Raw genomic sequence first — 22670 nt, forward strand, 5'->3', positions numbered from 1 at the left:
GCGCGCATATTGCCGGCGGCTGCATCAGCGGCTTGCCGCGCAACGCGACGCGCGGCCGTATATCGTCGTCGAGAAGATCCTCGCGCCCGGCGAAACGCTGCGCGCCGACTGGGCCGTCGACGGCACGCCCGACCACGACTTACTGAGATCCGCGCGCATATTGCCGGCGGCTGCATCAGCGGCTTGCCGCGCAACGCGACGCGCGGCCGTATATCGTCGTCGAGAAGATCCTCGCGCCCGGCGAAACGCTGCGCGCCGACTGGGCCGTCGACGGCACGACCGGCTACGACTTCATGAACGACGTCGGCGCGCTGCTGCACGATCCGGCCGGCGCCGCGCCGCTCGCCGCGCACTGGGCGCACGTGTCGGGTTCGTCGCGCACCTTCGCGCAGGAAGCGCTTGACGGCAAGCGGCGCGTGCTGATGCGCCAGCTCGCCGTCGAGCATGCGCGCGCCGCGCGGGCGTTGCACGGCGTTGCGCGTGCGGCACCCGCGACACGCGACGTGAGCCGGATCGCGATTCGGCGCGTACTGGGGGAACTCGCGGTGCAGTTGCCCGTGTACCGGATGTATCCGGTGCAGGACGAAGAACCGGCCGACGCCGATCGTCGCGTGCTCGCGCAGGCGTACGAACGGGCGGTCGCGGCCATCGATCCTGCCGACCGGTTCGCACTCGATCACGTCGCCACCTGGCTCGGTTTGCCGGTCGCACGCGTGCCGCGCGCGGACGCCGCCGCACTGCACGCGGCGCGCGTCGCGTTCGCGCAGCTCACCGCGCCGCTGGCCGCGAAGGGCGTCGAGGATACGGCTCACTATCGTTACGGCCGGCTCTTGTCGCGCAACGAGGTCGGCGCCGACGCGGGCGACTTCAGCCTGTCGCGCGGCGCGTTCCATGCGCGCAACCGGCGCCGCGCGCGCACCGTGCCGCACGGGCTCGTCGCCACCGCCACGCACGACCACAAGCGCGGCGAGGATGCCCGTGCGCGGCTGGCCGTGCTCAGCGAAATACCCGACGCGTGGCGCGCGGTGTCGCTCGACTGGTCCGCGCTCAACCGGCCGCATCGCGGCAGCGCGCATCGCGACCTCGCATGGGCGCCGGGGCCGGCCGCCGAGGCGATGCTGTACCAGACGCTCGTCGGCTGCTGGCCGCCTGGACTCGCGCCCGACGACGCGGCGGGGCTCGCGGCGCTCACCGAGCGCGTCGTGCAGTGGCAGACGAAAGCGCTGCGCGAGGCGAAGCGGCACACCGACTGGCTCGCGCCGGATATGCGCTACGAGCGCGATTGCGAAGCGTTCGTGCGCGCGATCCTGAGGCCGTGCGGCGCCGGCGACTTCGCGCACCGGCTGCATGCGTTCGTCGCGCGGATCGCGCCGGCCGGCGTCGTCAACAGCCTGACGCAGGCCGTGCTGCGGATGGCATCGCCCGGCGTGCCCGACCTGTATCAAGGATCTGAATCATGGGATCACTCGCTCGTCGATCCGGACAACCGCCGCGACGTGCCGTTCGCGGCGCTCGCGGCCGAGCGGGTCGACGAGCCGGTCGCGTCGTATCTGGCGACGTGGCCCGATGCGCGCGTGAAGCGGGCGCTGGTCGAGCGCATGCTGGCGCTGCGCGCGCGATGGCCGGTGACGTTCGCGGATGGCGCATACGTGCCGCTGCGCGTACGCGGTCCGCTCGGGCGGCATGCGGTGGCGTTCGCGCGGTGCAGCGAGGAGGCCACCGTGGTGGTGGTCGCGACGCGGCTCGCGGGCCGATTGCTCGGCGAAGCACCGGAAGTGCCGCGCGTCGAACCCGCGCAATGGGGCGAAACGGCGGTCGTGCTGCCGCGCGATATCGACGGGCCATGGACGGACGGGCTGAATGCGCGGGATACGATCGACGTGCCGGGACGCATGCTGCCGCTCGACCGCTGCCTGGCCGCGTTGCCCGTCGCGGTGCTCGTCGCGGCGCATCCGCCCGTCACGCGTCGGTGACGTCGGGCTCGCTCGCGTCGTTGCGCTGCACGCACTGCACGACCGACAGTCCGTCGGCCGTCAACGCAGGCCGGCGCTCGCCGGACGCGTCGTCGTGCTGCATCACGATCAGGTGCTGTTCGACCAGCGCAAGGACATCCTCGCGGTCGATCTGGAGCTGCTCCGGTGCGCGATGCACCAGGAGCAGCGTGGCGAATTCATGTGCGGTCAGCATGCTCGTTCCCCGTTGGCGGCTGCGCGAGATGCGCGCCGGCGAGCAGCAATGCATGCACGGACCATGCCGGTTTGCGTGGCGCCTCCGTCATCCGTGCCGCGTGCGCGCGGCGCGATGTGGCACCACACGGCGGCCCGTGCGCGGTGCAAAGTTTTCAACGGTGTGTAATGCGGGAGGCAAACCGCGGGAGGCAAACCGGCACGCACGCACCGGGAAAGCCAGCCGGGGTCAGGATCCCCGAGACCGGGACAGGCCCGCTCGCGCACGACCGGCCGGCGCGCGGAAATAGCCGCTGTGCAGCACCATGCCGCCGTTACCGTTACCGTTGTCGTTGCTGTCGCCCAGCACGTCGGCGCATGCGGCTTCGATGCGCGCGCGGCCCTGTTCGAACGCATCGCGCAAGTCGGCCTCCAGCGCGGAGCGTGCGCCGAAATGATCTTCCAGCGCTTCGACCGTGATGGCCCAGGTTTGCGGCTCGCCATCGACATCGACGACGAAACACAACTGCAGCGCCGCCCCGTCGAACACGGGCGGCTCGTCGACCAGCGTCACACGGCGTGCGGAATCGGTGGCCATGGTCTCAGGCGCCCCGCGCCGAGAGGCGATCGACCGGCGCGTCCCCGATCGCGAGAATGGCTAGCCTGCAATGCTCCAATCTGCCGCTCATGAGCCCCTCCGTCCGCGTGGTGGCGCGTGACGCGCCATGCCAGTCGCGCAGCAAGCGGCGTGCCTGCCGCCCCGTTCGCGCGCGCCAATCGAGTATCGGAAAGCCGATCGGCGCAGCTACTGCAGACTGCGCGCGGCGTCGAGCATCGCGTCGGTCAGCTCGACCGTCAGCGTCACGTGTTCGTCGGGCAGGCGGTCGAGCAGGTCCTCCACCGTGGCGTGCAGGAGCGCGTGCACGCGCATCCGCGTGCTTTCGTCGAGGTCCGCATAGCGCTCCATCGTGTCGCAATCGAGCACGAGCACGACCGAATGCCGCGCGGTCTCCGGCGGCGGATCGGCCGCCTCCGCCCACGCCGCCTGAAACACGATCCTGCCCGTTGCGACGTCGACATGGACCGTCGTATCGAGATCGTCGGCGTCGATCATGTCGCCATCGGCATCGTTGTCGAACTCGTCGTTTTCCAGCCAGATCCGGGAATGCGATTGCATGATGTCCTCCTGCGTGATGGCGGGATGGCATGTCCAGCCTGTCCTTTGGAGCAACACCCGTGCCGCGCCCGGCACGGGTTCGTCGTACGGATGAGGCGCGCCGCGCGGCACGCGGTTTGCGCCGCCAACCGCGTCACTACGTCCCTGTCACCCCAATGGAGCCGACTTAATGCCTTCCGCTACCGCTACCCATGCGCATGGCAAGCGCCTGACGCGGCGCCCCGGCCGCACCCGCGGCACCGACCCGCACCACCGCAAGCGCTGGTCCGCCGAGGTCACGCAAAAAAGCGATGCGCTCGACATCGAACCCGACATCTTCAAGTCCGACGACCCGGCCGCGATCGCCGCGTCGCTGAAGCGTTCGGCCGAACACAGCCGCCGCCGCCATGCGTCGCCGTTCCAGTCGGCGATGTCGATGCTGAACTTCTACGTGAACCGCGCAGGCCGCAACCTGCCGAAAACGCGCCGCACGACGCTCGAACGCGCGAAGCGGAAGCTGCGCGAAGCGTTCGGCCGCAAGCCCTGACGGCGCGCGACCACGTGACCGGCCTGCCGCGACGGCATACATGCACGAGACGCTCTGGTACCTGATCGTCGGCGCGGTGCTGATGGGCATGGGCGTCGCGACGTCCGCGCTGCGCCACCTGCCCGTCAGCAGCGCGATGATCTATCTCGTGCTCGGCGTCTTGCTCGGCCCGGCCGGCGCCGGCCTGCTGGATCTCGATCTCGAACGCGACGCACGGCTGCTGCGTGAAATCGTCGAGATCGCGCTGCTCGTCTCGCTGTTCGCGATCGGGCTGCGGCTGCGCGTGCCGCTCAACGACCCGCTGTGGCGCGTGCCGTGCAGCCTCGGCCTGGTCGCGATGGGCCTCACCGTGCCGCTGCTGGCCGCGTGCGCGATGCTCGTACTCGGGCTCGACCTGGGCCCCGCGCTGCTGCTCGCGGCGATCCTCGCGCCGACCGACCCGGTGCTCGCGCACGACGTGCAGGTGCACGACCCTGGCGATCGCGATCTCGTGCGCTTCGCGCTGTCGGGCGAAGGCGGCCTGAACGACGGGATCGCACTGCCGTTCGCGCTGGCCGGGCTCGCGCTGTGCGGCGCGCCCGGCACGACGCACGGGCTGCCGCCGCTGTCGGGCGCGTTCGCGCTCACCGCGCTGTGGGGCATCGCCGGTGGGGCCGCGATCGGCGGCGGCCTCGGCTGGATCACGACGAAGACGATCGGCTGGCTGCGCACGCGCCACGCCCAGGCGCTCGGCCTCGAAGGCTTCTTCGCGCTCGCGCTGATCGTGCTGTCGTTCGGCGCCGCGCAGTACGCGCATGCATTCGGGTTCATCGCGACGTTCGCGGCCGGGGTCGCGATGCGCCGGGTCGAGCACCGCGCGAGCGGCGACCGCGCGCCACGCGACGTGATCGGCAAGATCGATTCGTCCGACGTCGTCGCCACCGAGAAGCATCCGGAAAAAACGCACGCGTTCATGGCCGAATCGGTGCTCGGCTTCACGATCGAACTCGAACGGATCGCCGAAGCCCTCGTGATGACGATGATCGGCAGCGTGCTCATGAAACTGCCGGGCCCGCTGCTGACGTGGGGCGTGGCCTCGCTGGTCGTCGTGCTGTTCGTCGCCGTGCGCCCGCTTGCGGTGCTGGTCACGCTCACCGGTTCGCGCGCGACGCTTGCGCAGCGACGGCTGATGGCGTGGTTCGGCATCCGGGGCATCGGCTCGTTCTACTACCTGCTGTTCGCGCTCGAACACGGGCCCTCCGGCACGGTGCGCCCGCTCGTGGCTCCCGTGCTGGCCGTCGTGTCGGCATCTGTGATCGCGCACGGGATCACCGCGACGCCGCTGATGAACTGGTATCACCGGCTGCAGCATCGGCGCTGAAGCGTGCATGACGATGCACGCGGCCACGCGATCGGGTCGCCACGCGGGCGCCTGCGCCGGAGTGTTTGAGGGAGGCATCGACATGCGCTCGCTGCGTTCGGGATGCAGCGGCCACGCGGATCGCCGCGCTGCCACCCCGCGAGCGGCAGCGGCGTCAGGGCGCGCGCAGCGCCGCGTCGAGTTCGGCGCGCGTCACGTCGAGCGCGACGTTGCATTCGATCGCCTCCTCCTCGACGCGCGGCTTGCGCTCGTCCACCGCGCGCCGCGCGCGGTCGCACAGAACCGTGCGCACGCGCAGCCGGTCGGCCGCGCCGAGCGATGCATAGCGCGTGATCACGTCCGGATCGAACCGCAGGTCGACCGTGCAACGCCATTCGCGCGCGTCCTCGTCGGACGGCACGCGCACCCATGACACCTGGATCGTCAGCCGCCCGGACGCGTCGTCCGCATGCACGACGACGGTCGATTCCGACGGGAAACCGTTCGCGAGCGCATGCTCGAGTTCCTCGATGCGCTGCGACCGGCGGAGTGCGCCGCTCATCGTCGCACGACGCCCAGCAGCAGCGTGACCAGGAAGATCACGACGAAGATGTAGAACAGGATCTTCGCGATCTCGGCCGCGCCGGCCGCGATACCGCCGAAGCCGAACACGGCCGCGACGATCGCGATGATGAAGAAGATGACGGCGTATCGCAGCATGGATACCTCCTGGATGGCAGCAGTGGTCAATACACGTCGTCGCCGGTCACGCATCGTGCTTGTGCTCCGGTTTGCCGCGTCTCGGCGTGGACGCCATTTTTTCACGTTCCTTTTCGCTCATCGACCTGGCCATCGGCTTCGCCGGCGGCATGAGGTCCTGCATTTTCGTGTTGCCGTGTCTGGCCGACAGCGCGGCGCTCGCCGCACGCTGCCGGGCCTGGGACGTCGCCGGCAGGGTTGCGCGCCCGTCGTGGGCGCACGCGTCGACGCGACGGTCGGCACGTGCCCGCGACGGGCTCGCCCGGGCCACCGTCATGCGGCGTCGCGGCGCCGCAGGTCGGCCGGCGGAATCTTCATCGCCTGGCGATACTTCGTCACCGTGCGACGCGCAAGCAGGATGCCGCGGCCCGCGAGGTTCTGCGCGAGCGTGACGTCGGACAGCGGATCGGTGTGCCGTTCGGACGCGATCATGTCGCGGATCAGCACCTTCGCGGCCGCCGCCGAGCACACGCCCTTGCCGGCCGCCTCGAGCTTGCGCGGGAAGAAATGCTTGAACTCGAACGTGCCGTGCGGCGTGGCCATGTACTTGTTGCCCGTCGCACGCGACACGGTCGATTCGTGCAGGTCGAGTTCCTCGGCGATGTCGCGCAGCACGAGCGGCTTCATCGCGATCTCGCCGTAGCGGAAGAAATCGCGCTGCCGCGCGACGATGCATTCGCCGACGCGCTGGATCGTCTCGAAGCGCTTCTGCACGTTGCGGATCAGCCAGCGCGCTTCCTGCAGCTGCTGGCCAAGCGGCGAATCACGTTCGCCGCTCGACTGCGCGAACAGCGTCGCATAGCGTTCATGCAGCCGCGCGCGCGGCAGCACGGCCGGGTTGATCGTCACGATCCACTCGTCGCGCACCTGGCGCACGATCACGTCGGGCACCACGTAGTCGCCGCGCGTGCTGCCGTAATGATTGCCGGGGCGCGGGTCGAGCCCGCGCACCAGCGCGCAGGCCGCCTGCAGCGTCGGCGCGTCGCAGCCGATCCGCCGCTGGATCTCGGCCGTCTCGCGGCGTGCCAGACGCTCGAGATGCTCGCGCGCGATTGCCTTCGCTTCCGCGAGCGCCGGCGTGCCGGCCGGGATCGCGTCGAGTTGCAGCACGAGACACTCGGACAGCGAGCGCGCGGCCAGCCCCGGGCGGTCGAGCATCTGCACGAGCCGCAGCCCGACCGCGAGATCCTGCTCCGACAGCAGCAGCGCGGGGTCGGCCGCGACCAGCAGTTCGGCCAGTTCCTGGCGCAGGTAGCCGTCTTCGTCGAGCGCGTCGATCACGATGCGCGCGGCTTCGCGGTCACGCCGGTTCAACGGATAGAGGCGCAATGCATCGTGCAACTGCTGATTCAGCGACGGCTCCGCGGCCAGCCATTCGCCGGGCGATTGGCCGCCTGCATCGTCGCCCTGGCGGCTCGTGCCGCGCGGCGTGGGCGCGGCCGTCAACGACACTTCGGACACCTCGGGCACTTCGGGGACTTCGCCGTCCTGCAGGCGAGCGTCGTCGGGCTCGGGTGCCGCTTCGGGCGCGGCGGCCTCGGCCGGCTGCCCGGTTGCGTCAGTGGCAGCCTCCTCGTCTCCTTGGCCATCCTCGAGGAACGGATTCTGATCGAGCGCCTGTCGCAATTCCTGTTGAAATTCGAGCGAGGACAACTGCAGCAACCGCAGCGACTGCTGAAGCCTCGGCGTAAGTGCCAGATGCTGTCGCATCTGCAGCGCAAGCGAGACGGACATCGATGGTCCTCCTGACGTTTCACGGGTTTCGTTTCGTATTCGGTCAGGATTAATGCAGCTTCCATGCCAGGCGGGCCGGTCGCACCGCGTCGCGGGTCACGCGGGTTCGCACCCCGTCCTGCAGACCGTCGGGGCCGCTTTTTTACAAGCTGTCGGCAAGTTTGGGCACGCATTTCGCGCACCGTCCCGCCACGCGCCGGCCGTGGAATGTTTCAGTACTGCGTCGGCGGCGGCGTGCCCGGCAGCGGCGGGTCACCCGGCGTGCCGTTCGGGCCCGGTGGCGGCACGTCGACCGGGTCGCCGGCATTCGCGCCCGGCGGCATCGTGTTGCCCGGCGACGGCCGCGTCTCGTAACGCGTATTGGCATCGGGCATCGTCGTGCCCGGCGACGGCGCGTGGACGCCGGGCGGCGCGGGCGGCGCGCCTCGCGCGCCGTAGGGAGCAGGTTGCGTGCATGCGGCCAGCGCGCACGCGACGGTCATCAGGCATGCGCCTGGGCGTATCGTGCGGATCGGTTTCATTGAATACCTCCTGAAGTCCGCGACAGCCGCGGAATCGGTTGGTCAGGTCACGGCCAATCCGCAATCCACGTGCCATCCGCTCACGCGTCGAGCACATCGTCCCGCAGTGCGCCGGGCGTTCGAACCACCGTCGTTCGCTGCGATGCCTGCCCGCGCGCCGCTATGCGTCATACGCGGCCATCACGAGCCACAGCTCGCGGCCGTCGTCGCGCACGCGTGCCGCGAGCGCATACGTGTCGGCGGGCTCGCACGCACGCTGCAGCGCGAATCTCGCCGGCTCGGTCGAGCCGAACGTCTCTTCTCCGAGCAGCCGTACATCAGCCTTGCCCTCGAACATCCGGCGCTCGGGTCGGTAGATCAGCGGTTCGCTCTTCCATTCCTTGAAGTGGCTCTTCACCGAATCGAACCCGCCGCCGCAAACGTTGAGCTCGTAGCGCACGCCCTCTCGCCGTTTTGGAATCGTCATCGTGCCTCCGTGTGATGTGCGCACGGCCGGCACTGGTCGCGGCGCGCGTGGTCGTCGTCATCTTCGTCGTCATCCCCGTCGATACGGCAAGTCCCGTGCCGCGTGCCAACCCCGGGCATGGTCGTTGCGGAAACGTTCGCGACTTCGTCGTCCGCGGGCGCGTTGCCATGAAGGATTCGGCCCGGCCCGGCCATGACGCGCCGGTGCACGAACGACGAACCGCCGATCCGTCGCGGTCGCATAAGCATCGGGCCACACGCGCACGCGTCATTCGTCATTCGGAATGCCGTGTCGACGCGCAGCTCGAGGACATGTTCCCGCGAGCGACCCGCCCGCGACGGGCGGCGTTACGTGATACGCATGACGAAAGACGAAATCCCTCGGCAGAACTCGCGCAAACGCAGCGGCGAGTGACGGGCCGCGCGTGCCGGACGGCATGCGGTTTGCCGAATCCGCACAGGAATCACCCCATCCAACCCGCCAGGAGGTCGTCATGCATCGCGTCAACGAAATCATGTCGCAGGACGTCGTGCGCATCGCGCCGACCGATTCGATCCGCCATGCCGCGCAACTGATGGAGCGCTACGACGTCGGCGCGCTCCCCGTGTGCGACAACGACCGGCTGGTGGGGATGGTGACGGACCGCGACCTCGCGGTGCGCGCGATCTCGGTCGGCAAGCCGCCGGAGACGCGGATTCAGGAAGTCGCGTCGGGCCCGATCGAATGGTGTTTCGAGGACGATTCGCTGGACGAGGTCCAGCATTACATGGCCGATGCGCAGTTGCGGCGCCTGCCGGTCGTCGACCACGACAAGCGGCTGGTCGGCATGTTGTCGCTCGCGGACATCGCGACGCGCTCGGTCGGCCCAGCGCGCGACGACGTCGCGAACGTGCTCGAAGGCGTGTCGCAGCCGAAGCGGACGTGATCGCGCATCGAATGCCGCGCGCGATGCAGCCTGCCAGGCTCCGGTCGAGGTCGGCCCCGCATCACCGAAACAGGTCGTCGCAACGGGGGCAACGACGGACGGCCGCCGCGTCAACCGTCCTGCTTCGTCACGCGCGAGATCTTGTCCGCCAGTTCGCGTACGTCGACCGGCTTGCACAGATAGCCGTCGAACCCGGCCTCGAGCGCGCGGCGTTCGTCGGCCAGGCCGGCATGCGCGGTCACGGCGAGCACCCGCATGCCGGGCGGCCCGCCGCCGCCGTTCATGCCGGCGCGCCGCAACGCGTCGAGCAGCCAGAAGCCGTCGCCATCGGGCATCGCGAGATCGGACAGCACGACGGTCGGCCGCAGGTCGGCGGCCACCGCGAGCGCTTCACGGCCCGTCGACGCGATCGCGACGGCCGCGCCGAACGTCGTCAGCGCGGCGGTGAGGCTCTCGCGTGTCGTCGGATCGTCGTCGACGATCAGGATGCGTTGCGTATCGAGCGTCAGCGGTGCGCGCAGGCCGTCCATGTGCGCACTCCCCCACGCCATCGCGCCGACCGGCGGCCAGCCGGCCGGCAGCGTCACCGTAAACGTCGCACCGCGATTGCGGCCCGCACTCTCGACCGTGACGCCGCCGCCGTGCAGCTCGGCGATATGCCGCACGATCGACAGGCCGAGGCCGAGCCCGCGCCGCGACGACGCCGGCGAATCATCCGCGCGGCGGAACATGTCGAACACGTACGGCAGGAACGCCGGCACGATGCCCTGCCCCGTGTCGCGCACGGTCAGCACCACCCGCGCGTCGTTGCGCGCGAGCCCGACCGTCACGCTGCCGCCAGACGGCGTGAACTTGAGCGCGTTCGACACGAGGTTCGACAGCATCTGCCGCAAGCGCTCGGCATCGCCCGACACCACGCAGGTCGGCGCCGCACAGTCGAATTCGAGCACGATGCCGGCCGACGCCGCGGCCGTCTGGAACGCACCGACCGAATCGGAGAACAGCCGCACGACGTCCACCGGCATCGCGTCGAGCTGCAGCTTGCCGGTGGCAAGCGACGACGCGTCGAGGATGTCGCCGACCATCCGCGTGAGCGAGCGCGCGCTGCGGTCGATCGCGTCGATCGCCTGCTGCTGCAGCGCGCTGTCGCCCGAATTGCGCAGCACCTCGACCCAGCCGTAGATCACGTTCAGCGGCGTGCGCAGCTCGTGCGACACCGTCGCGAGCAGTTCGTCCTTCAGGCGGTTCGACGTATCGGCCTGGTCGCGCGCATCGCGTGCGCCCTGCAGCGACCGCTGCGCGCGCAGGTCATGACGGCGCTGCGCGCCAGCCTCGCGCAGCGTCAGCGACAGCGCGACGGCGGCACGCGCGTCGCCGCGTACCGGGCCCGCCGACACGGTCGCACGAAAGCGCCGGCCATCGCGTCGCACACACAGCAGGTCGATCGGCCCGACCGCTGCGTGCATGTCGTCGAACGACTGGACGAGCGGCTTGCGTTTCAGCCAGCGCATCGCCACCAGCGATTCGAACGTGCGCCCATGCGCAGCGCTTTCGTCATAGCCGAACATGCGTTGCGCGGCCGGGTTCCAGCTGACGATGCGTCCGTCGGTATCGATGCCGACGATCGCGTCGGGCGACGCATCGACGACGGCGCGCTGCAACCGCGACGCATCGACCCGCGAACGGTCCGCGTCGGCGGCGCGCAGCAGCAGCACGGCGCCATCGACGTTGCCGTCCGCATCGGCGAGCGGCGAGGCCACCTCGGCGATCGGCACCGGCTCGCTCCTCTCCCCCTGCAGCCAGTGGCGATCCGACACGACACCCTCGCCGCCGAGCGCGAGATCGAGCGGTGTCGATTGAACGCGCCGGCCATCGCGATCGACGATCCGCAGCACGTCGCGCGCGGCGCGGCCCAGCGCATCGTCCGGCCGGGCGCCGACGAGCGCGGCCGCGGCAGCGTTGATGTAGGTGAGCCGCCCGTTCGTATCGGTGGCGATCACGCCATGCGGCAGCGCCTGCAGCACGGCTTCGAGCCGCCGGCGCGCGGCCGCTTCGCGCCGCACCGCCGCATCGTTCGTGAAGCGCGCGTGGCGCAGCATCGACACGATCGCGCAGACGAGCGCGCAGATCAGCACGAAGGTGCCGAGCTGCATGAGCCGATCGGGCAGCGGCTGCGTATAGGCCACGGGATCCGAGAGGAACAGCGTCCACACGAGCAGGCCGCTGACGACGGTCGCAGCCATCCCGAACAGGAACGACGTCGCCCACGCGGCGCCCGCGAGCAGCGGATAGTAGAGGACGAGCGGCAGGTTCACGCCGCCGAAGCGGATCGCGAGCGCCTGCAGCACGGTGGCGATCGCAACCAGCATCACGGCCGTGACGTAGTTGCCGGCGCGGGTCCGCGAAATATCGATCATCGATCACGCTCCTGCCTGCGAGTCGGTCGCGGCTGCATCAGGATTCCGGCTTGTCCGCCTCGTCTTCGAGCTGCGCGAGCCGGTTGTAGATTGTCTTCAGGCTGACGTCGAGCACCTCGGCCGCCTGCGCCTTCACACCCCCGCATTGCGCGATGGTGCCGAGGATCAGCTTGCGGTCGGCTTCCTCGAGCGACGTGCCGAACGGCACGGTCACACGATCCTCGTGCGAATCGGCCAGGTTCGACAGTTCGTCCATGATCGGCGGCGGCAGCGTATCGATTACGTCCGCGTCGCAGAAGATGCTCGCGCGCTGCACGAAGTTGCGCAGCTCGCGTACGTTGCCGGGCCACGCATAAGTCTTCAGCGCGTCGCGCGCGGCGGGCGAGAACCGCAATGTGCGGCCGCTTTCGGCGTTGAACTGCTGCAGGAATGCATCGGCGAGCATCGGGATGTCGTCGCCGCGCTCGCGCAGCGACGGCAGCGGGATCGGGAACACGTTGATCCGGTGGAACAGGTCGGGCCGCAGCTTGCCGTCGGCCATCGCGGCCTCCGGGTCGCGGTTGGTCGCCGCGACGATGCGCACGTCGACATCGATCTCGCGCGTCGAGCCGAGCCGCGTGAGGCGCCCCGTCTCGAGCACGCGCAGCAGCTTGACCTGCGACTCGAGCGGCATCTCGGTGATCTCGTCGAGAAACAGCGTGCCGCCGTCCGCGCGTTCGAAGAAGCCCTTGTGCTGGCGCTCCGCGCCCGTGAAGCTGCCGCGGTCATGGCCGAACATCTCGCTCTCGACGAGGTTCGCGGCGATCGCGCCGCAATTCACCGCGAGGAACGGGCCGCGGCGGCGCAGGCTCAGGTCGTGCACCGTCTGCGCGGCCAGCTCCTTGCCGGTGCCCGATTCGCCCGTCAGCAGCACCGACGCCTCGGTACGCGCCACCCGGCCGATCGCGTCGTAGACGGTCTGCATCGCGGGCGAGCTGCCGAGCATGCGGCCGAAGCGGCCGAGGCGCTGCAGTTCCGAGCGCAGTTCGGCAATCTCTTCATGCAGCGCGGTGGTGCGCGGCACGCGCGCGAAGATGCTGTTCAGCCGCTGCATGTTCAGCGGCTTCACCAGGTAGTCGGTTGCGCCGCGACGCAGCGCATCGATCGCGGTTTCGAGACTCGCGTGGCCGGTGGTCAGCACCATTTCGCAGTGCGAATGCTTTGGCAACGCATCGAACAGATCCATCCCGTTGCCGTCCGGCAGCACGAGATCGCACAGCACGAGATCGGGGGTATTCGTCGACACGAGCGTGCGCGCTTCCTCGAGCGTCGCGGCCGTATCGCAGGCAAGCTGCTGCGTGCGTGCGAGCGTTGCGAGCATCGCCCGCGTATCGGCATCGTCTTCGACGATCAGGACGTAGGGCATCGTGGCTCCTTGTGAAGCGGCCCGGCGCGCGTAGCTGCCGGGACCGCGGCAGGTTGCAGCGAGGTCTGGCCACCGGTCGCACGACGATACGGCATGATCGATGCACTCGTGCCGATTGGCTGTCCTCCCGTGAAAAGCTGTCCCTGTCAGTATAGGAGAGGCATGTCGCGCATTCGCCGATCATCGAATAAATCTATCCGCGCACACCACCTGCATTGCCGGATTCAATGCACCGCAATCGGTAAGAACGTCATCGTTTAAAAGGGGTCATGCGGCGTGAAGTCGTCCCGATCGCGTCTTTTGCGCACTTCGACGCGCCGAGCGGTCAAAGTTTCCGGTCCGATTTTTCGCATGTCGAAATCGTCGGATGACGATCGTGGCCGCTCGTTAGCGTTCGATTCCGACCCTGCTGCGTCACTTGCCGCGCATCGGGCGTTCTATCCGATTCGTCGATCCGTCAGTCGATTGTGGCCTGGCTGCCGCCGTCGCGCGCGTTCGAAATCGCTTCGACGAGCTTCAGTTCGTCGTCGATCGACAGCGTCGTGTCGATCACGTCTCCGCCGAACGGTGCGAGCGCCGTGCTCAGCGCGTAGATATCGAGTTGCGTCGCGGCCAGCCCGAGCGACACGGTGCCGGGGCGCGCCTTACGCGCGACGCGGTCGATCAGTGCGTCGTCCACCGGCTTCTCGCGCCACGCATCGAGCGAGGATGCAATGCGCTCGACCACGCTGTCGAGCAGCGACGCGGGCGGCGTGCGATCGGGGTCGACCGCATGCGCGTGCAACTGTCCGTCGGTCGTGCACTCGACGATCGCCACCCCCGACAGCGCGACGACGTGCCGGTCGCGCAACGTATCGAGTTCGGCGAGCGCGCGATGGGCGGCCGCGAGGTCGGGATAGGACAACACGATCAACGTATTCATCTGCCACTCCGTGAATTCAGGCGGCCGCTTCCGGATGCGCCGCACTCAATGCGGCAGCCCGAACGCGGCCTTCAGGCTCGCGACGATCATCTGCATCGCGATCGCCGCGAGAATCATCCCCATCAGCCGTTGCGTCACCGCCGTCACGCGCGGCGACAGGTAATGGCCGATCAGCGGTGCCGACAGCAGCGAGACGGCCAGCAACACGAGAAACGCCGCGAGCCCGAGCGCGAACGCGATTTCCTGCCCGGTCGAGAACGCGCTATGCCCGAGCACGATCATCGTCGCGATCGTGCCGGGGCCGACGAGCAGCGGGATCGTCAGCGGATAGATCGCGACGCCCTCGGCCGCGGCCGGATCGGCGCCTTCGTCGTCACCCGGCGAATGCTGGCGGCTCGGCGCGCCGTGCAGCATCGACAGCGCGATCAGCAGCACCAGCAGCCCGCCCGCGAGGCGGAAATCGTCGATCGTCAGGCCGAACACATGCAGGATCGCGCCACCCGCGACCGCCGACACGATGCAGCCGACCGTCACGCCGATCGCGGCCGTCAGCGCGACCTTGCGGCGCTCGCCATCCGCCGCGCCCTCGGTGAGCGACAGGAACACGGGGATGTTCGCGATCGGGTTCATGATCGCGAACAGCGCCGCGAACACCTTGATCGAAAAGGTCAGGTCGAAGGCCACAGGTTCGCTCCCGTCTCGCGCGTCGACACGTGCGTCGAATCGCGCGCAGGTTCCGCTTCGTTCCGGATGCACGGCGCACGCCATGCTGCTACGATCGACGCACCGCGTTCACGTACGACGGAGGGCCCCGACCGATGCAAGCCACCGACACCTTCATGGGTCACGAGATTCGCGTCGACGCGACGCGCAACGCGAACGGCGCGTGGGTCGCGCAGGTGCGGATCTTCCGCGACGGCGTGCCGGTCGACCTGCCCGCGCCCGAGCTCGTCACACCCGAATGGCTCACGTGCGACGAAGCACTGCGCGGCGGCATCGACCAGGGCCGCGTGATCATCAAGACACGCGACCGGTAGCGGCAACCGGCTCACCCGCACGCATCGCACGGCGCGTTTCACGCATCGAAATCCAGATCGCCGATCAGGATCTCGCGATCGCGCTGGGTGCGCGTGCTGAAATCGACCGGCAGCTCCATCTGCCAGCGTTCGATCGTGACCGGCAGCGCCGCGAGATAGCGGTCGAAGCGGCTGCGGTCGGGCTCGGCCAGCAACGCATCGATCGCGTCGTCACGCCACGCGAGCCGCGCGTTCAGCCGGTTCGGCAATCCGACTGTCGACGTGAGGCCGATCACGTCGACACAGGTCGGGCTGCCCTGCCCGTCGTGCGGCACGACGTCCACCCTCACTTCGCCAGGCCGATACAGGCCGAGCACGCGCGCCGCGATGCGCGGCGCAAACTCGGTTTCGAAACGTGCACGCACATCGGGATTCATCTCGCCTCCGGGTTCGAATCATGTCGTCACATCGCCGTCACGCGGCTGCAATCTGCCGCTCGAATGCCGCTTCCGCCTTAAGGCTGTCGAGATCGCGGCCGATCGTCGCGACCGCGAGCCGTGTGTTACCGCGCCAGTACGCGACCGAGCTATCGTGCGCGCCGAGGTCGCCATCGATCTCGACACGATCGAATTGCTCCGCATGCCCGACGTAATTGACCGTCAGGTCGTAATGCTGGGTCCAGAAGAACGGCACAGCGTCGAACGGCCGCTGCTGCCCGAGCAGGTTGCGCGCGGCGGCGATGCCCTGCCGCTCGGCGACGACCCAGTGCTCGACGCGAATCCGCTCGCCCGTCAGCGGATCGGGCCAGCGCGCGATGTCGCCGGCCGCATAGATGCCGGGCGCACTCGTCTGAAGGAAGCGGTCGACCGTCACGCCGCGGTCGACGGCCAGCCCCGCGTCCTGCGCGAGCGCCACGTTCGGATGCACGCCGATGCCGACCACCACGAGATCGGCCGGCAGCACGTCGCCGGTCGACAGCGTCACGCTGTCCGGCGTGATCCGCGCGGGTGTCGCACCGAGATGGAACACCACGCCGTGCGACTCGTGCAGTGCCTGGATCGTGCTGCCGAGCGCTTCGCCGAGCACGCGCGCCATCGGGTGCGCATCGGGCGCGACGACCTGCACGTCGAGCCCGCGCGTGCGCAGCGCGGCGGCCGTTTCTAGCCCGATGAAGCTCGCGCCGACCACGACGCAGCGACGCGTCGTTTTCAGCTTGCCGATCAGTGCGTCGCAATCGGCGCGCGAGCGCAGCACGCACACGTGCGGCAGATCCGCGCCAGGCACGGTCAGCCGGTTCGGCTCGGCCCCCGTTGCAAGGAGCAGCGCGCCGTATCCGACGCGGCTGCCGTCGGCCAGTTCGACCGCCTGCTGCGCGGGATCGATTCGTACGACACGCGTGCCGCACCGCACGTCGATTTGATGGTCCGCATAGAACGACGGCGCGCGCAGCGGCAGCCAGTCGGCATCGGCCGTGCCGGCGAGATAGTCTTTCGACAGGTTCGGCCGGTCGTATGGCGGATCGGCATCGGCCGTGAGCAGCGTGACGGGATGCGGATAACCTTCCTGACGCAGCGTCACCGCCGCCGCGATGGCCGCCGCGCCGCCGCCGACGATCACCACCGACGCGGGCAGTCCGGCCGCATTGAGCACCGGCGGCGCGGCGGCCGGGCGTTCATCGAGCACGACGGCGCGGCCGTCGCGGCGTTCGACACGCCAGCACGGCAGCCCGTCGAGCGCCGGCGCGCGCAGCAGCTCGCCGGTGCGCAGGCAGAACGCCGCGTGATGCCACGGGCAGTGGATCGTGTCGCCCTCCAGCAGGCCGTCGGCCAACGGCGCGCCGTAGTGCGGGCACTGCGCGCCCACGGCAAACAGTTCATCGGCGCGGCGCACGAGCAGCACCGCCGCGTCGCCGACATGGCCCTCGATCATTGCGCCGTCGGCGAGCTCGTCGAGCGCGATGCCTTGCGTGAGATCGGGGCGTGACGACGAATCGTCGCGTTCAGTCATGACGTGGCTCCCGAAAAGTCAGGTAACGATCCCATTATCGACATCCCTCCTGAAAAGAACAGGTACAGACGTCCCCGCAGCGCACGCAAACACGCACTGTAGCTTGTACGAGATCCATGACGGGCGTAGAACGTCATCAACGTTGCGGCGCAACACGGCAGCGGCCTGCGGCGCACGTCGCGCATCCTGCGCAAGCTGCATGCCGCCTTCCCGTCACCAGGAGTACTACCCGATGGCCACTGTCCTGTGCGTGCTGTACCCCGATCCTGTGGACGGCTATCCGCCGCGCTACGTGCGCGATGCAATTCCGGTCATCACGCACTACGCGGACGGACAAACCGCGCCGACGCCGGCCGGGCCGCCCGGCTTTCGTCCCGGCGAACTCGTCGGCTCGGTGTCTGGCGCACTCGGCTTGCGCGCCTATATGGAAGCGCACGGCCACACGCTGATCGTCACGAGCGACAAGGACGGCCCCGACTCCGAATTCGAGCGCCGGCTGCCCGAAGCGGACGTGGTGATCTCGCAGCCGTTCTGGCCCGCGTACCTGACGGCCGAGCGAATCGCCCGCGCGCCGAAGCTGAAGCTCGCGCTGACGGCCGGCATCGGCTCCGATCACGTCGATCTCGACGCCGCCGCGCGCGCCCACATCACCGTCGCCGAAGTCACCGGCTCGAACAGCATCAGCGTGGCCGAGCACGTGGTGATGACGACGCTCGCGCTGGTGCGCAACTACTTGCCGTCGCATGCGATCGCGCAGCAAGGCGGCTGGAACATCGCCGACTGCGTGTCGCGCAGCTACGACGTCGAAGGCATGCATTTCGGCACGGTCGGCGCGGGGCGCATCGGGCTCGCCGTGCTGCGCCGGCTGCAGCCGTTCGGGCTGCATCTGCACTACACGCAGCGCCACCGGCTCGATGCGTCGGTCGAGCAGGCACTCGGGCTCACGTATCACGCCGATGCCGCGTCGCTCGCGAGCGCCGTCGACATCGTCAACCTGCAGATTCCGTTGTACCCGTCGACCGAGCACCTGTTCGACGCGGCGATGATCGCGCGCATGAAGCGCGGCGCGTACCTGATCAACACAGCGCGCGCCAAGCTGGTCGACCGCGACGCGGTCGTGAATGCCGTCACGTCCGGGCATCTCGCGGGCTACGGCGGCGACGTGTGGTTTCCGCAGCCGGCGCCGGCCGATCACCCGTGGCGCACGATGCCGTTCAACGGGATGACACCGCATATCTCCGGCACGTCGCTGTCCGCGCAGGCACGCTACGCGGCCGGCACGCTGGAGATCCTGCAATGCTGGTTCGACGGCAAGCCGATCCGCAACGAATACCTGATCGTCGACGGCGGCACGCTCGCGGGAACGGGGGCGCAGTCGTACCGGCTGACGTGACGCCGCGCACGCGCCGCACGACGCGCGACGCGCGGCGGATCAATCAGTCGAGGCAGTAGGCGGCGAGCTTGCCGACCGCGATCACCGCCTGTTCGATCTCCGGCGACCACGGGCTGCTGTAGTTCAGCCGGATGAAATTCCGGTAGCTGTCCGTGATCGAGAACATGTAGCCGGGCCCGATCGTGATCCCCTGCTCCAGCGCGAGCTGGTACAGCCGCATCGCGTCGATCTGCGCAGGCAGTTCGATCCACAGCACATACCCGCCCGCCGGGCTCGAGATGCGCGTGCCTTCCGGAAAGAACCGCGACACCATCGTGCGCATCAGGTTCGCCTGCTGCGCATAGGCCTTGCGAATCCGCCGCAGGTGATGCTCGTAGCCGTCGCGTTCGAGAAACTCCGCGATCGCGAGCTGCGGCAGCGACGGCGTCGCAAGCGTGTTCAGGAATTTCAGCTTCTCGACCTGCTCGCGATAGCGGCCCGGCAGCGCCCAGCCGATCCGGTACGCGGCCGTCAGGCTCTTCGAAAACGACGAGCAGTGCAGCACGATGTCGTGCCGGTCGAACGACTTCAGCGTGCTCGGATGCATGTTGCCGAAGTACAGTTCGTTGTACACGCCGTTCTCGATGATCGGCAGGTCGGCTTTCGCGGCGAACTCGACCAGCTCGCGCTTGCGCTCGTCGGGCATCTGGAAGCCGAGCGGGTTCTGGAAGTTCGGCATCACCATGCATGCGGCGATCGGCTGCGACTTCGCGATCGCGGCCAGCGCCGCGATGTCGATTCCGTACTCCGGATGCGTCGCCACCTCGATCGCCTTCATTCCCATCCGCTCGATCGCGTGCAGCATCGCGTAGAACGTCGGCGATTCCACCGCGATCGTATCGCCCGGTTTTGCGACCGCCTGCAGGCACAGGTTGATCGCCTCCGTCGCGCCGACCGTGACGATGATCTCGTTCGGGTCCACCGACATCCCGTTTTCCAGGTAGCGGCGTGCAATCTGGCGGATCAGCCGCGGATGGCCCGGCGGCAGCCCGTCCGTCACGCCCCACAGCGACTTGTCGCGGCCGGCCGCGTACGCATAGCGGTTCAGCTTCTCGAACGGAAACAGGCTCGGGTCCGGATACGGCGAGCCGAGCGGCACCGCGTCGTCGGTGCCGATCGAGCGCAGCGTCGACAGCACCAGCCGGCTCACGTCGACCGACGACGAGATCGCGATCGGCTTCGACGGCCGCAGCTCGCGCACCGGCGCATGGCTGTCGTCGCGCCGCAGGTTCACGAAATAGCCCGACTGCGGGCGACTCTCGAGCAGCCCGCGGCTTTCCAGCAGCAGATACGCATGCAGCACGGTCGTGATGCTGATCCGGTGCTGCTGGCTCGCCTGCCGCACCGAAGGGACACGATCGCCGTGTCGATATACGCCCTGCCGGATGAGTCTCTCTATGTCGTTTGCAAATTTCTCGTAGAGCTTCATCCGCCTCGCCCCGCCAGCGGTGAACCGGCGTGCGCTGCACGGGCGGCAGGGCCGCGCCGGTGCACGAAGCCGGATAGCCGTGCCCGGGCGCGGGCGTCCCGGTGCGAACCTCGTCCGTTATCGAAATTGAAGGCGGATAGCAATGCGAATCTCATCAAGACAAGGTTCGGCATCCTACTGCGTCATTTCGACGAATGTAAGTGACAGTTTGGCGAGGAAACGTGAAATCCGGCCGGCGTGGTGAACAGATTGAAACGCGACGTCAAACGGCCCCGCGCGATCGCGTGGCAGGCATTCGCCGGGCGCGGTGCCGACGCGCGGCGTCGCGGTTTGCCGACGGCCATCGGGCGGCCAGTCATGCGAAGCCCGGTCACACGCGGGCCCCGCGTGCGCTCAAGCGTCGTCGACGTTGTCCGCGTAGTGATCGATCGCGACCTTGCACTCGTCGAACACCACCGTCAGCAAGGCAATGTCGTTCGACTCGACCCACTTGCGGATCTGCAGGAATTGCCCGGTGCCGAGATCGGCGAGGCGGGCCGGATCGTCGGTCGTCACCTCGACGCTAGCGATCGCGCGGTTGCCGTGGCCGGGCAGCGGCGACAGCGTCGCCGCGATGTCGAAGCGACGGTACGATTGTTCGATGCGCATGCGGTTCTCCCGTTACGGTTCGACAACGACACGCTCAATCGAGCGACTGGCGAAACACCTTGCCGCCGAATCCCGTCACGACGTTGTCGACCGAGAACGGTGTATCTTCCTTCGCTTCCAGGATGATCGCGACACTGCCGGGCACGAGCCGCGCCGCAACCGTCTCGACGAACGTGCCGTCGAGCAGCGCATTACCGGCCGCTTCCGCGAGAATGCCGGCGCCCGCACCGGCCGCCATGCCGGTGACCACGCCGAGCGGCCCGGCGAGCAGGCCGAGCAAGCCGCCCGCGATCGCCCCGATCACGCCGCCCTTGAACGGCCGCGATTCGGCGTGGAGGACCGCGAGCTTGCCGGTCGCGTCCTTCTCGACGACGACGCCGTTCTCGATGTTGAATCCTTCGTCCTTCTCCGACAGCGCCTCGAAATCGTTCGCGGCCTGGCGGGCCGTGTCGACGCTGCCGAACACGGCGACGATCAGTTGCTTGGTCATTCGATACCTCGCTCGGTTGGATGGTCAGGGGCAGCGGCCGCACCCGATGCGGCACGCCGGGGTTCGACTCAGATGCCGATGGCCGCCTCGCGTGCACGCGCCGCGTCGGCATACGCGTACGCAGCCTCTCGCTGCAACCCGGCGACGGACGGCGCGCGTGCGAGCGCCGGATCGGCATCGCGCGTGTCGCGCGCCAGCCGGTAGGCGTCCGACGCCGCGCGCTGCAGCTCGATCGCCCGTTTCGATTCCACGGAATGGGTGCTCATCCGGCTCCCTCCTTGCAAGGACAGCGAACATGCATGCGGCCGGCCGCCCGCGCGTTACCTGCGCGCATGCGCATCGTCCTCGACATCGGCGACGTCGGCCGGGAAGCGGTGCTGGCCGAAACTCAGGATCAGAACGCCGACGGCGAGCAGCACGATCCCGAACGTCGTCATCAGCATCCGTTCGGGGCTGTCGGTTGCGCCGCGCAGGATCAGGTCGCGCGCGAGCGACGTCATCGCAATGAACAGCGGAAACCGCACGGGCAACCGGCCGAGCCGCAGGTAGCGCACGTCCATCGCGAGCACTTCCAGATACAGGAACATCAGCAGCAGGTCGGTCAGCGACACCTCGCCCGCGAGCACGACCTTCCACGCCTCCTGCGCCATCGCGAACGCGGTCGCGAGCCCGATCACGATCAGCCCGGCCAGTTCGGCCGCGTGAAGGAAATGGCCGAAGCGGCGGCGGATGCGCTCGGCGGGCGAGCAGGGAATGGTGGTCGTATTCAAGGTGACAGTCGCTGTGTTGAGGCATGAGCGGCGCCGGGCGGCGGCGGAAAAGTCGCGTCGCGCGCGGCGGCATGCACGGTATCGTGCGCATCGGGCCTGTCCGGCATATCGGGCGCATGCGGGCCGGCCGCGTCGGTCGCCTGCTCGACCGCGGACAGCGTCCGGCGGCAGCACACGTGGAACGCGTCGCCCGCGTCGGTGCAGGCGACGTCGTCGTGGTCGCGGCACAGCAGCAGGCGGCAGCCGAGATACCGTTCGAGGCCGTCGATCCGTTCGCTCACCTGCGCTTCGTCGAGTTGCAACGCGGACGCCGCACCGGACAGGCCGCCATGCTCGACCACCGCGACATACACACGCATCGCTTCCAGCAGGTTCATGATGACGCTCCTCGTGGCGGCGCAGCGGGACCTAATCTACTGCACGCGGCACGCACGCTCAAGAGCACAGCGCCGCACGCGCCAGGAGTACAGCTGCGCGGGCGCGGGCCAAAATCCGGCCCTGTTTGACGCATTCGCATGACAG

The 22670-nt window shown here is 68.8% G+C and carries 26 protein-coding genes and 1 pseudogene; 6 read left to right on the forward strand and 21 right to left on the reverse strand.

The window, feature by feature from the left end:
- Nucleotides 1–115: 115 nt before the first annotated feature.
- Nucleotides 116–1973 (forward strand): annotated as a pseudogene (treY, locus tag F3J15_RS11295) (malto-oligosyltrehalose synthase); the annotation flags it as partial.
- On the opposite strand, the gene F3J15_RS11300 reads toward treY, so the two are convergent.
- The 3 genes from F3J15_RS11300 to F3J15_RS11310 all read right to left on the reverse strand — a co-directional run bounded on the left by F3J15_RS11300 (nucleotide 1960) and on the right by F3J15_RS11310 (nucleotide 3342).
- Nucleotides 1960–2187, reverse strand: a complete 228-nt coding sequence (locus F3J15_RS11300; RefSeq protein WP_166890844.1) for a hypothetical protein — start codon at nucleotides 2185–2187, stop codon at nucleotides 1960–1962. The pseudogene treY and the gene F3J15_RS11300 overlap by 14 nt on opposite strands.
- A 228-nt stretch (nucleotides 2188–2415) precedes the next feature.
- Nucleotides 2416–2763 carry a DUF1488 domain-containing protein gene (locus F3J15_RS11305; protein ID WP_166890847.1) on the reverse strand — a complete coding sequence of 116 codons (348 nt, stop codon included), beginning with the start codon at nucleotides 2761–2763 and terminating at the stop codon, nucleotides 2416–2418.
- A gap of 207 nt (nucleotides 2764–2970) precedes the next feature.
- Nucleotides 2971–3342 (reverse strand): DUF3022 domain-containing protein, encoded by a 372-nt coding sequence (locus tag F3J15_RS11310; RefSeq protein WP_069250254.1) that lies wholly within the window; start codon nucleotides 3340–3342, stop codon nucleotides 2971–2973.
- Nucleotides 3343–3511: 169 nt separating this feature from the next.
- Here F3J15_RS11310 and F3J15_RS11315 point away from each other — a divergent pair, with 169 nt between their 5' ends.
- Nucleotides 3512–3868, forward strand: coding sequence for a DUF3175 domain-containing protein (locus F3J15_RS11315; protein WP_069249493.1), 357 nt, complete (start codon nucleotides 3512–3514; stop codon nucleotides 3866–3868).
- A gap of 40 nt (nucleotides 3869–3908) precedes the next feature.
- Nucleotides 3909–5228, forward strand: a complete 1320-nt coding sequence (locus tag F3J15_RS11320; RefSeq protein WP_166890850.1) for a cation:proton antiporter — start codon at nucleotides 3909–3911, stop codon at nucleotides 5226–5228.
- A gap of 154 nt (nucleotides 5229–5382) precedes the next feature.
- On the opposite strand, the gene F3J15_RS11325 is transcribed toward F3J15_RS11320, so the two are convergent.
- From F3J15_RS11325 to F3J15_RS11350, 6 genes are all read right to left on the reverse strand, one after another.
- Nucleotides 5383–5769: a DUF3022 domain-containing protein gene (locus F3J15_RS11325; protein ID WP_089449447.1), complete on the reverse strand. Its 387-nt coding sequence runs from the start codon at nucleotides 5767–5769 to the stop codon at nucleotides 5383–5385.
- On the reverse strand, nucleotides 5766–5927 hold the full coding sequence (locus F3J15_RS11330) for a DUF1328 domain-containing protein (RefSeq protein ID WP_011349711.1): 162 nt from the start codon (nucleotides 5925–5927) through the stop codon (nucleotides 5766–5768). Before F3J15_RS11330 ends, F3J15_RS11325 begins: the two co-directional genes overlap by 4 nt.
- A gap of 46 nt (nucleotides 5928–5973) precedes the next feature.
- Nucleotides 5974–6162 carry a DUF3008 family protein gene (locus F3J15_RS11335; protein ID WP_089449570.1) on the reverse strand — a complete coding sequence of 63 codons (189 nt, stop codon included), beginning with the start codon at nucleotides 6160–6162 and terminating at the stop codon, nucleotides 5974–5976.
- A 77-nt stretch (nucleotides 6163–6239) separates the two neighbouring features.
- Nucleotides 6240–7700 carry an RNA polymerase factor sigma-54 gene (locus F3J15_RS11340; protein ID WP_166890853.1) on the reverse strand — a complete coding sequence of 487 codons (1461 nt, stop codon included), beginning with the start codon at nucleotides 7698–7700 and terminating at the stop codon, nucleotides 6240–6242.
- A gap of 212 nt (nucleotides 7701–7912) precedes the next feature.
- Complete coding sequence (locus F3J15_RS11345; protein ID WP_166890856.1) at nucleotides 7913–8221, reverse strand: hypothetical protein; 309 nt, start codon at nucleotides 8219–8221, stop codon at nucleotides 7913–7915.
- A gap of 160 nt (nucleotides 8222–8381) precedes the next feature.
- On the reverse strand, nucleotides 8382–8687 hold the full coding sequence (locus F3J15_RS11350) for a hypothetical protein (protein ID WP_166890859.1): 306 nt from the start codon (nucleotides 8685–8687) through the stop codon (nucleotides 8382–8384).
- Nucleotides 8688–9180: 493 nt separating this feature from the next.
- On the opposite strand from F3J15_RS11350, the gene F3J15_RS11355 reads away from it, so the two are divergent.
- Nucleotides 9181–9612, forward strand: coding sequence for a CBS domain-containing protein (locus tag F3J15_RS11355; RefSeq protein ID WP_166890862.1), 432 nt, complete (start codon nucleotides 9181–9183; stop codon nucleotides 9610–9612).
- Between the two features lie 110 nt (nucleotides 9613–9722).
- Here the strand turns inward: F3J15_RS11355 and F3J15_RS11360 are convergent, their stop codons facing one another.
- The 4 genes from F3J15_RS11360 to F3J15_RS11375 all read right to left on the reverse strand — a co-directional run bounded on the left by F3J15_RS11360 (nucleotide 9723) and on the right by F3J15_RS11375 (nucleotide 15040).
- A complete protein-coding gene (locus F3J15_RS11360) occupies nucleotides 9723–12029 on the reverse strand; it encodes an ATP-binding protein (RefSeq protein WP_166890865.1) in 2307 nt (768 codons plus the stop codon).
- 37 nt (nucleotides 12030–12066) lie between these two features.
- Nucleotides 12067–13434: a sigma-54 dependent transcriptional regulator gene (locus F3J15_RS11365; RefSeq protein ID WP_166890868.1), complete on the reverse strand. Its 1368-nt coding sequence runs from the start codon at nucleotides 13432–13434 to the stop codon at nucleotides 12067–12069.
- Between the two features lie 457 nt (nucleotides 13435–13891).
- Nucleotides 13892–14356, reverse strand: coding sequence for a DUF1269 domain-containing protein (locus tag F3J15_RS11370; RefSeq protein ID WP_166890870.1), 465 nt, complete (start codon nucleotides 14354–14356; stop codon nucleotides 13892–13894).
- Nucleotides 14357–14401: 45 nt separating this feature from the next.
- Complete coding sequence (locus tag F3J15_RS11375; protein WP_089449439.1) at nucleotides 14402–15040, reverse strand: NAAT family transporter; 639 nt, start codon at nucleotides 15038–15040, stop codon at nucleotides 14402–14404.
- A 134-nt stretch (nucleotides 15041–15174) separates the two neighbouring features.
- Between F3J15_RS11375 and F3J15_RS11380 the strand changes: the two genes are divergently transcribed.
- Nucleotides 15175–15393 (forward strand): DUF6566 family protein, encoded by a 219-nt coding sequence (locus F3J15_RS11380; RefSeq protein ID WP_089449438.1) that lies wholly within the window; start codon nucleotides 15175–15177, stop codon nucleotides 15391–15393.
- Nucleotides 15394–15431: 38 nt separating this feature from the next.
- Here F3J15_RS11380 and F3J15_RS11385 read toward each other — a convergent pair whose 3' ends face one another.
- Together F3J15_RS11385 and F3J15_RS11390 are read right to left on the reverse strand one after the other, a co-directional pair.
- On the reverse strand, nucleotides 15432–15809 hold the full coding sequence (locus F3J15_RS11385; RefSeq protein WP_166890873.1) for a DUF5594 family protein: 378 nt from the start codon (nucleotides 15807–15809) through the stop codon (nucleotides 15432–15434).
- 37 nt (nucleotides 15810–15846) lie between these two features.
- Nucleotides 15847–17379 carry an FAD-dependent oxidoreductase gene (locus tag F3J15_RS11390; protein WP_166890877.1) on the reverse strand — a complete coding sequence of 511 codons (1533 nt, stop codon included), beginning with the start codon at nucleotides 17377–17379 and terminating at the stop codon, nucleotides 15847–15849.
- 232 nt (nucleotides 17380–17611) lie between these two features.
- Between F3J15_RS11390 and F3J15_RS11395 the strand changes: the two genes are divergently transcribed.
- Nucleotides 17612–18772, forward strand: coding sequence for an NAD-dependent formate dehydrogenase (locus F3J15_RS11395; RefSeq protein WP_166890880.1), 1161 nt, complete (start codon nucleotides 17612–17614; stop codon nucleotides 18770–18772).
- Between the two features lie 43 nt (nucleotides 18773–18815).
- Here the strand turns inward: F3J15_RS11395 and F3J15_RS11400 are convergent, their stop codons facing one another.
- The 6 genes from F3J15_RS11400 to F3J15_RS11425 form a co-directional block, all read right to left on the reverse strand.
- Nucleotides 18816–20240, reverse strand: coding sequence for a PLP-dependent aminotransferase family protein (locus tag F3J15_RS11400; RefSeq protein ID WP_069249479.1), 1425 nt, complete (start codon nucleotides 20238–20240; stop codon nucleotides 18816–18818).
- Nucleotides 20241–20633: 393 nt separating this feature from the next.
- Nucleotides 20634–20888 (reverse strand): hypothetical protein, encoded by a 255-nt coding sequence (locus tag F3J15_RS11405; RefSeq protein ID WP_166890883.1) that lies wholly within the window; start codon nucleotides 20886–20888, stop codon nucleotides 20634–20636.
- Between the two features lie 34 nt (nucleotides 20889–20922).
- A complete protein-coding gene (locus tag F3J15_RS11410) occupies nucleotides 20923–21378 on the reverse strand; it encodes a DUF1269 domain-containing protein (protein ID WP_166890885.1) in 456 nt (151 codons plus the stop codon).
- A 68-nt stretch (nucleotides 21379–21446) separates the two neighbouring features.
- On the reverse strand, nucleotides 21447–21644 hold the full coding sequence (locus F3J15_RS11415) for a hypothetical protein (protein WP_089449432.1): 198 nt from the start codon (nucleotides 21642–21644) through the stop codon (nucleotides 21447–21449).
- 54 nt (nucleotides 21645–21698) lie between these two features.
- Nucleotides 21699–22148 carry a phosphate-starvation-inducible PsiE family protein gene (locus F3J15_RS11420; RefSeq protein WP_089487201.1) on the reverse strand — a complete coding sequence of 150 codons (450 nt, stop codon included), beginning with the start codon at nucleotides 22146–22148 and terminating at the stop codon, nucleotides 21699–21701.
- A complete protein-coding gene (locus tag F3J15_RS11425) occupies nucleotides 22145–22525 on the reverse strand; it encodes a LysR family transcriptional regulator (RefSeq protein WP_166890888.1) in 381 nt (126 codons plus the stop codon). The genes F3J15_RS11420 and F3J15_RS11425 overlap by 4 nt, the downstream gene beginning before the upstream one ends.
- Nucleotides 22526–22670 lie beyond the last annotated feature (145 nt).

This window comes from Burkholderia sp. Ap-955, assembly GCF_011753045.1.
GTDB lineage: Bacteria > Pseudomonadota > Gammaproteobacteria > Burkholderiales > Burkholderiaceae > Burkholderia > Burkholderia lata_D.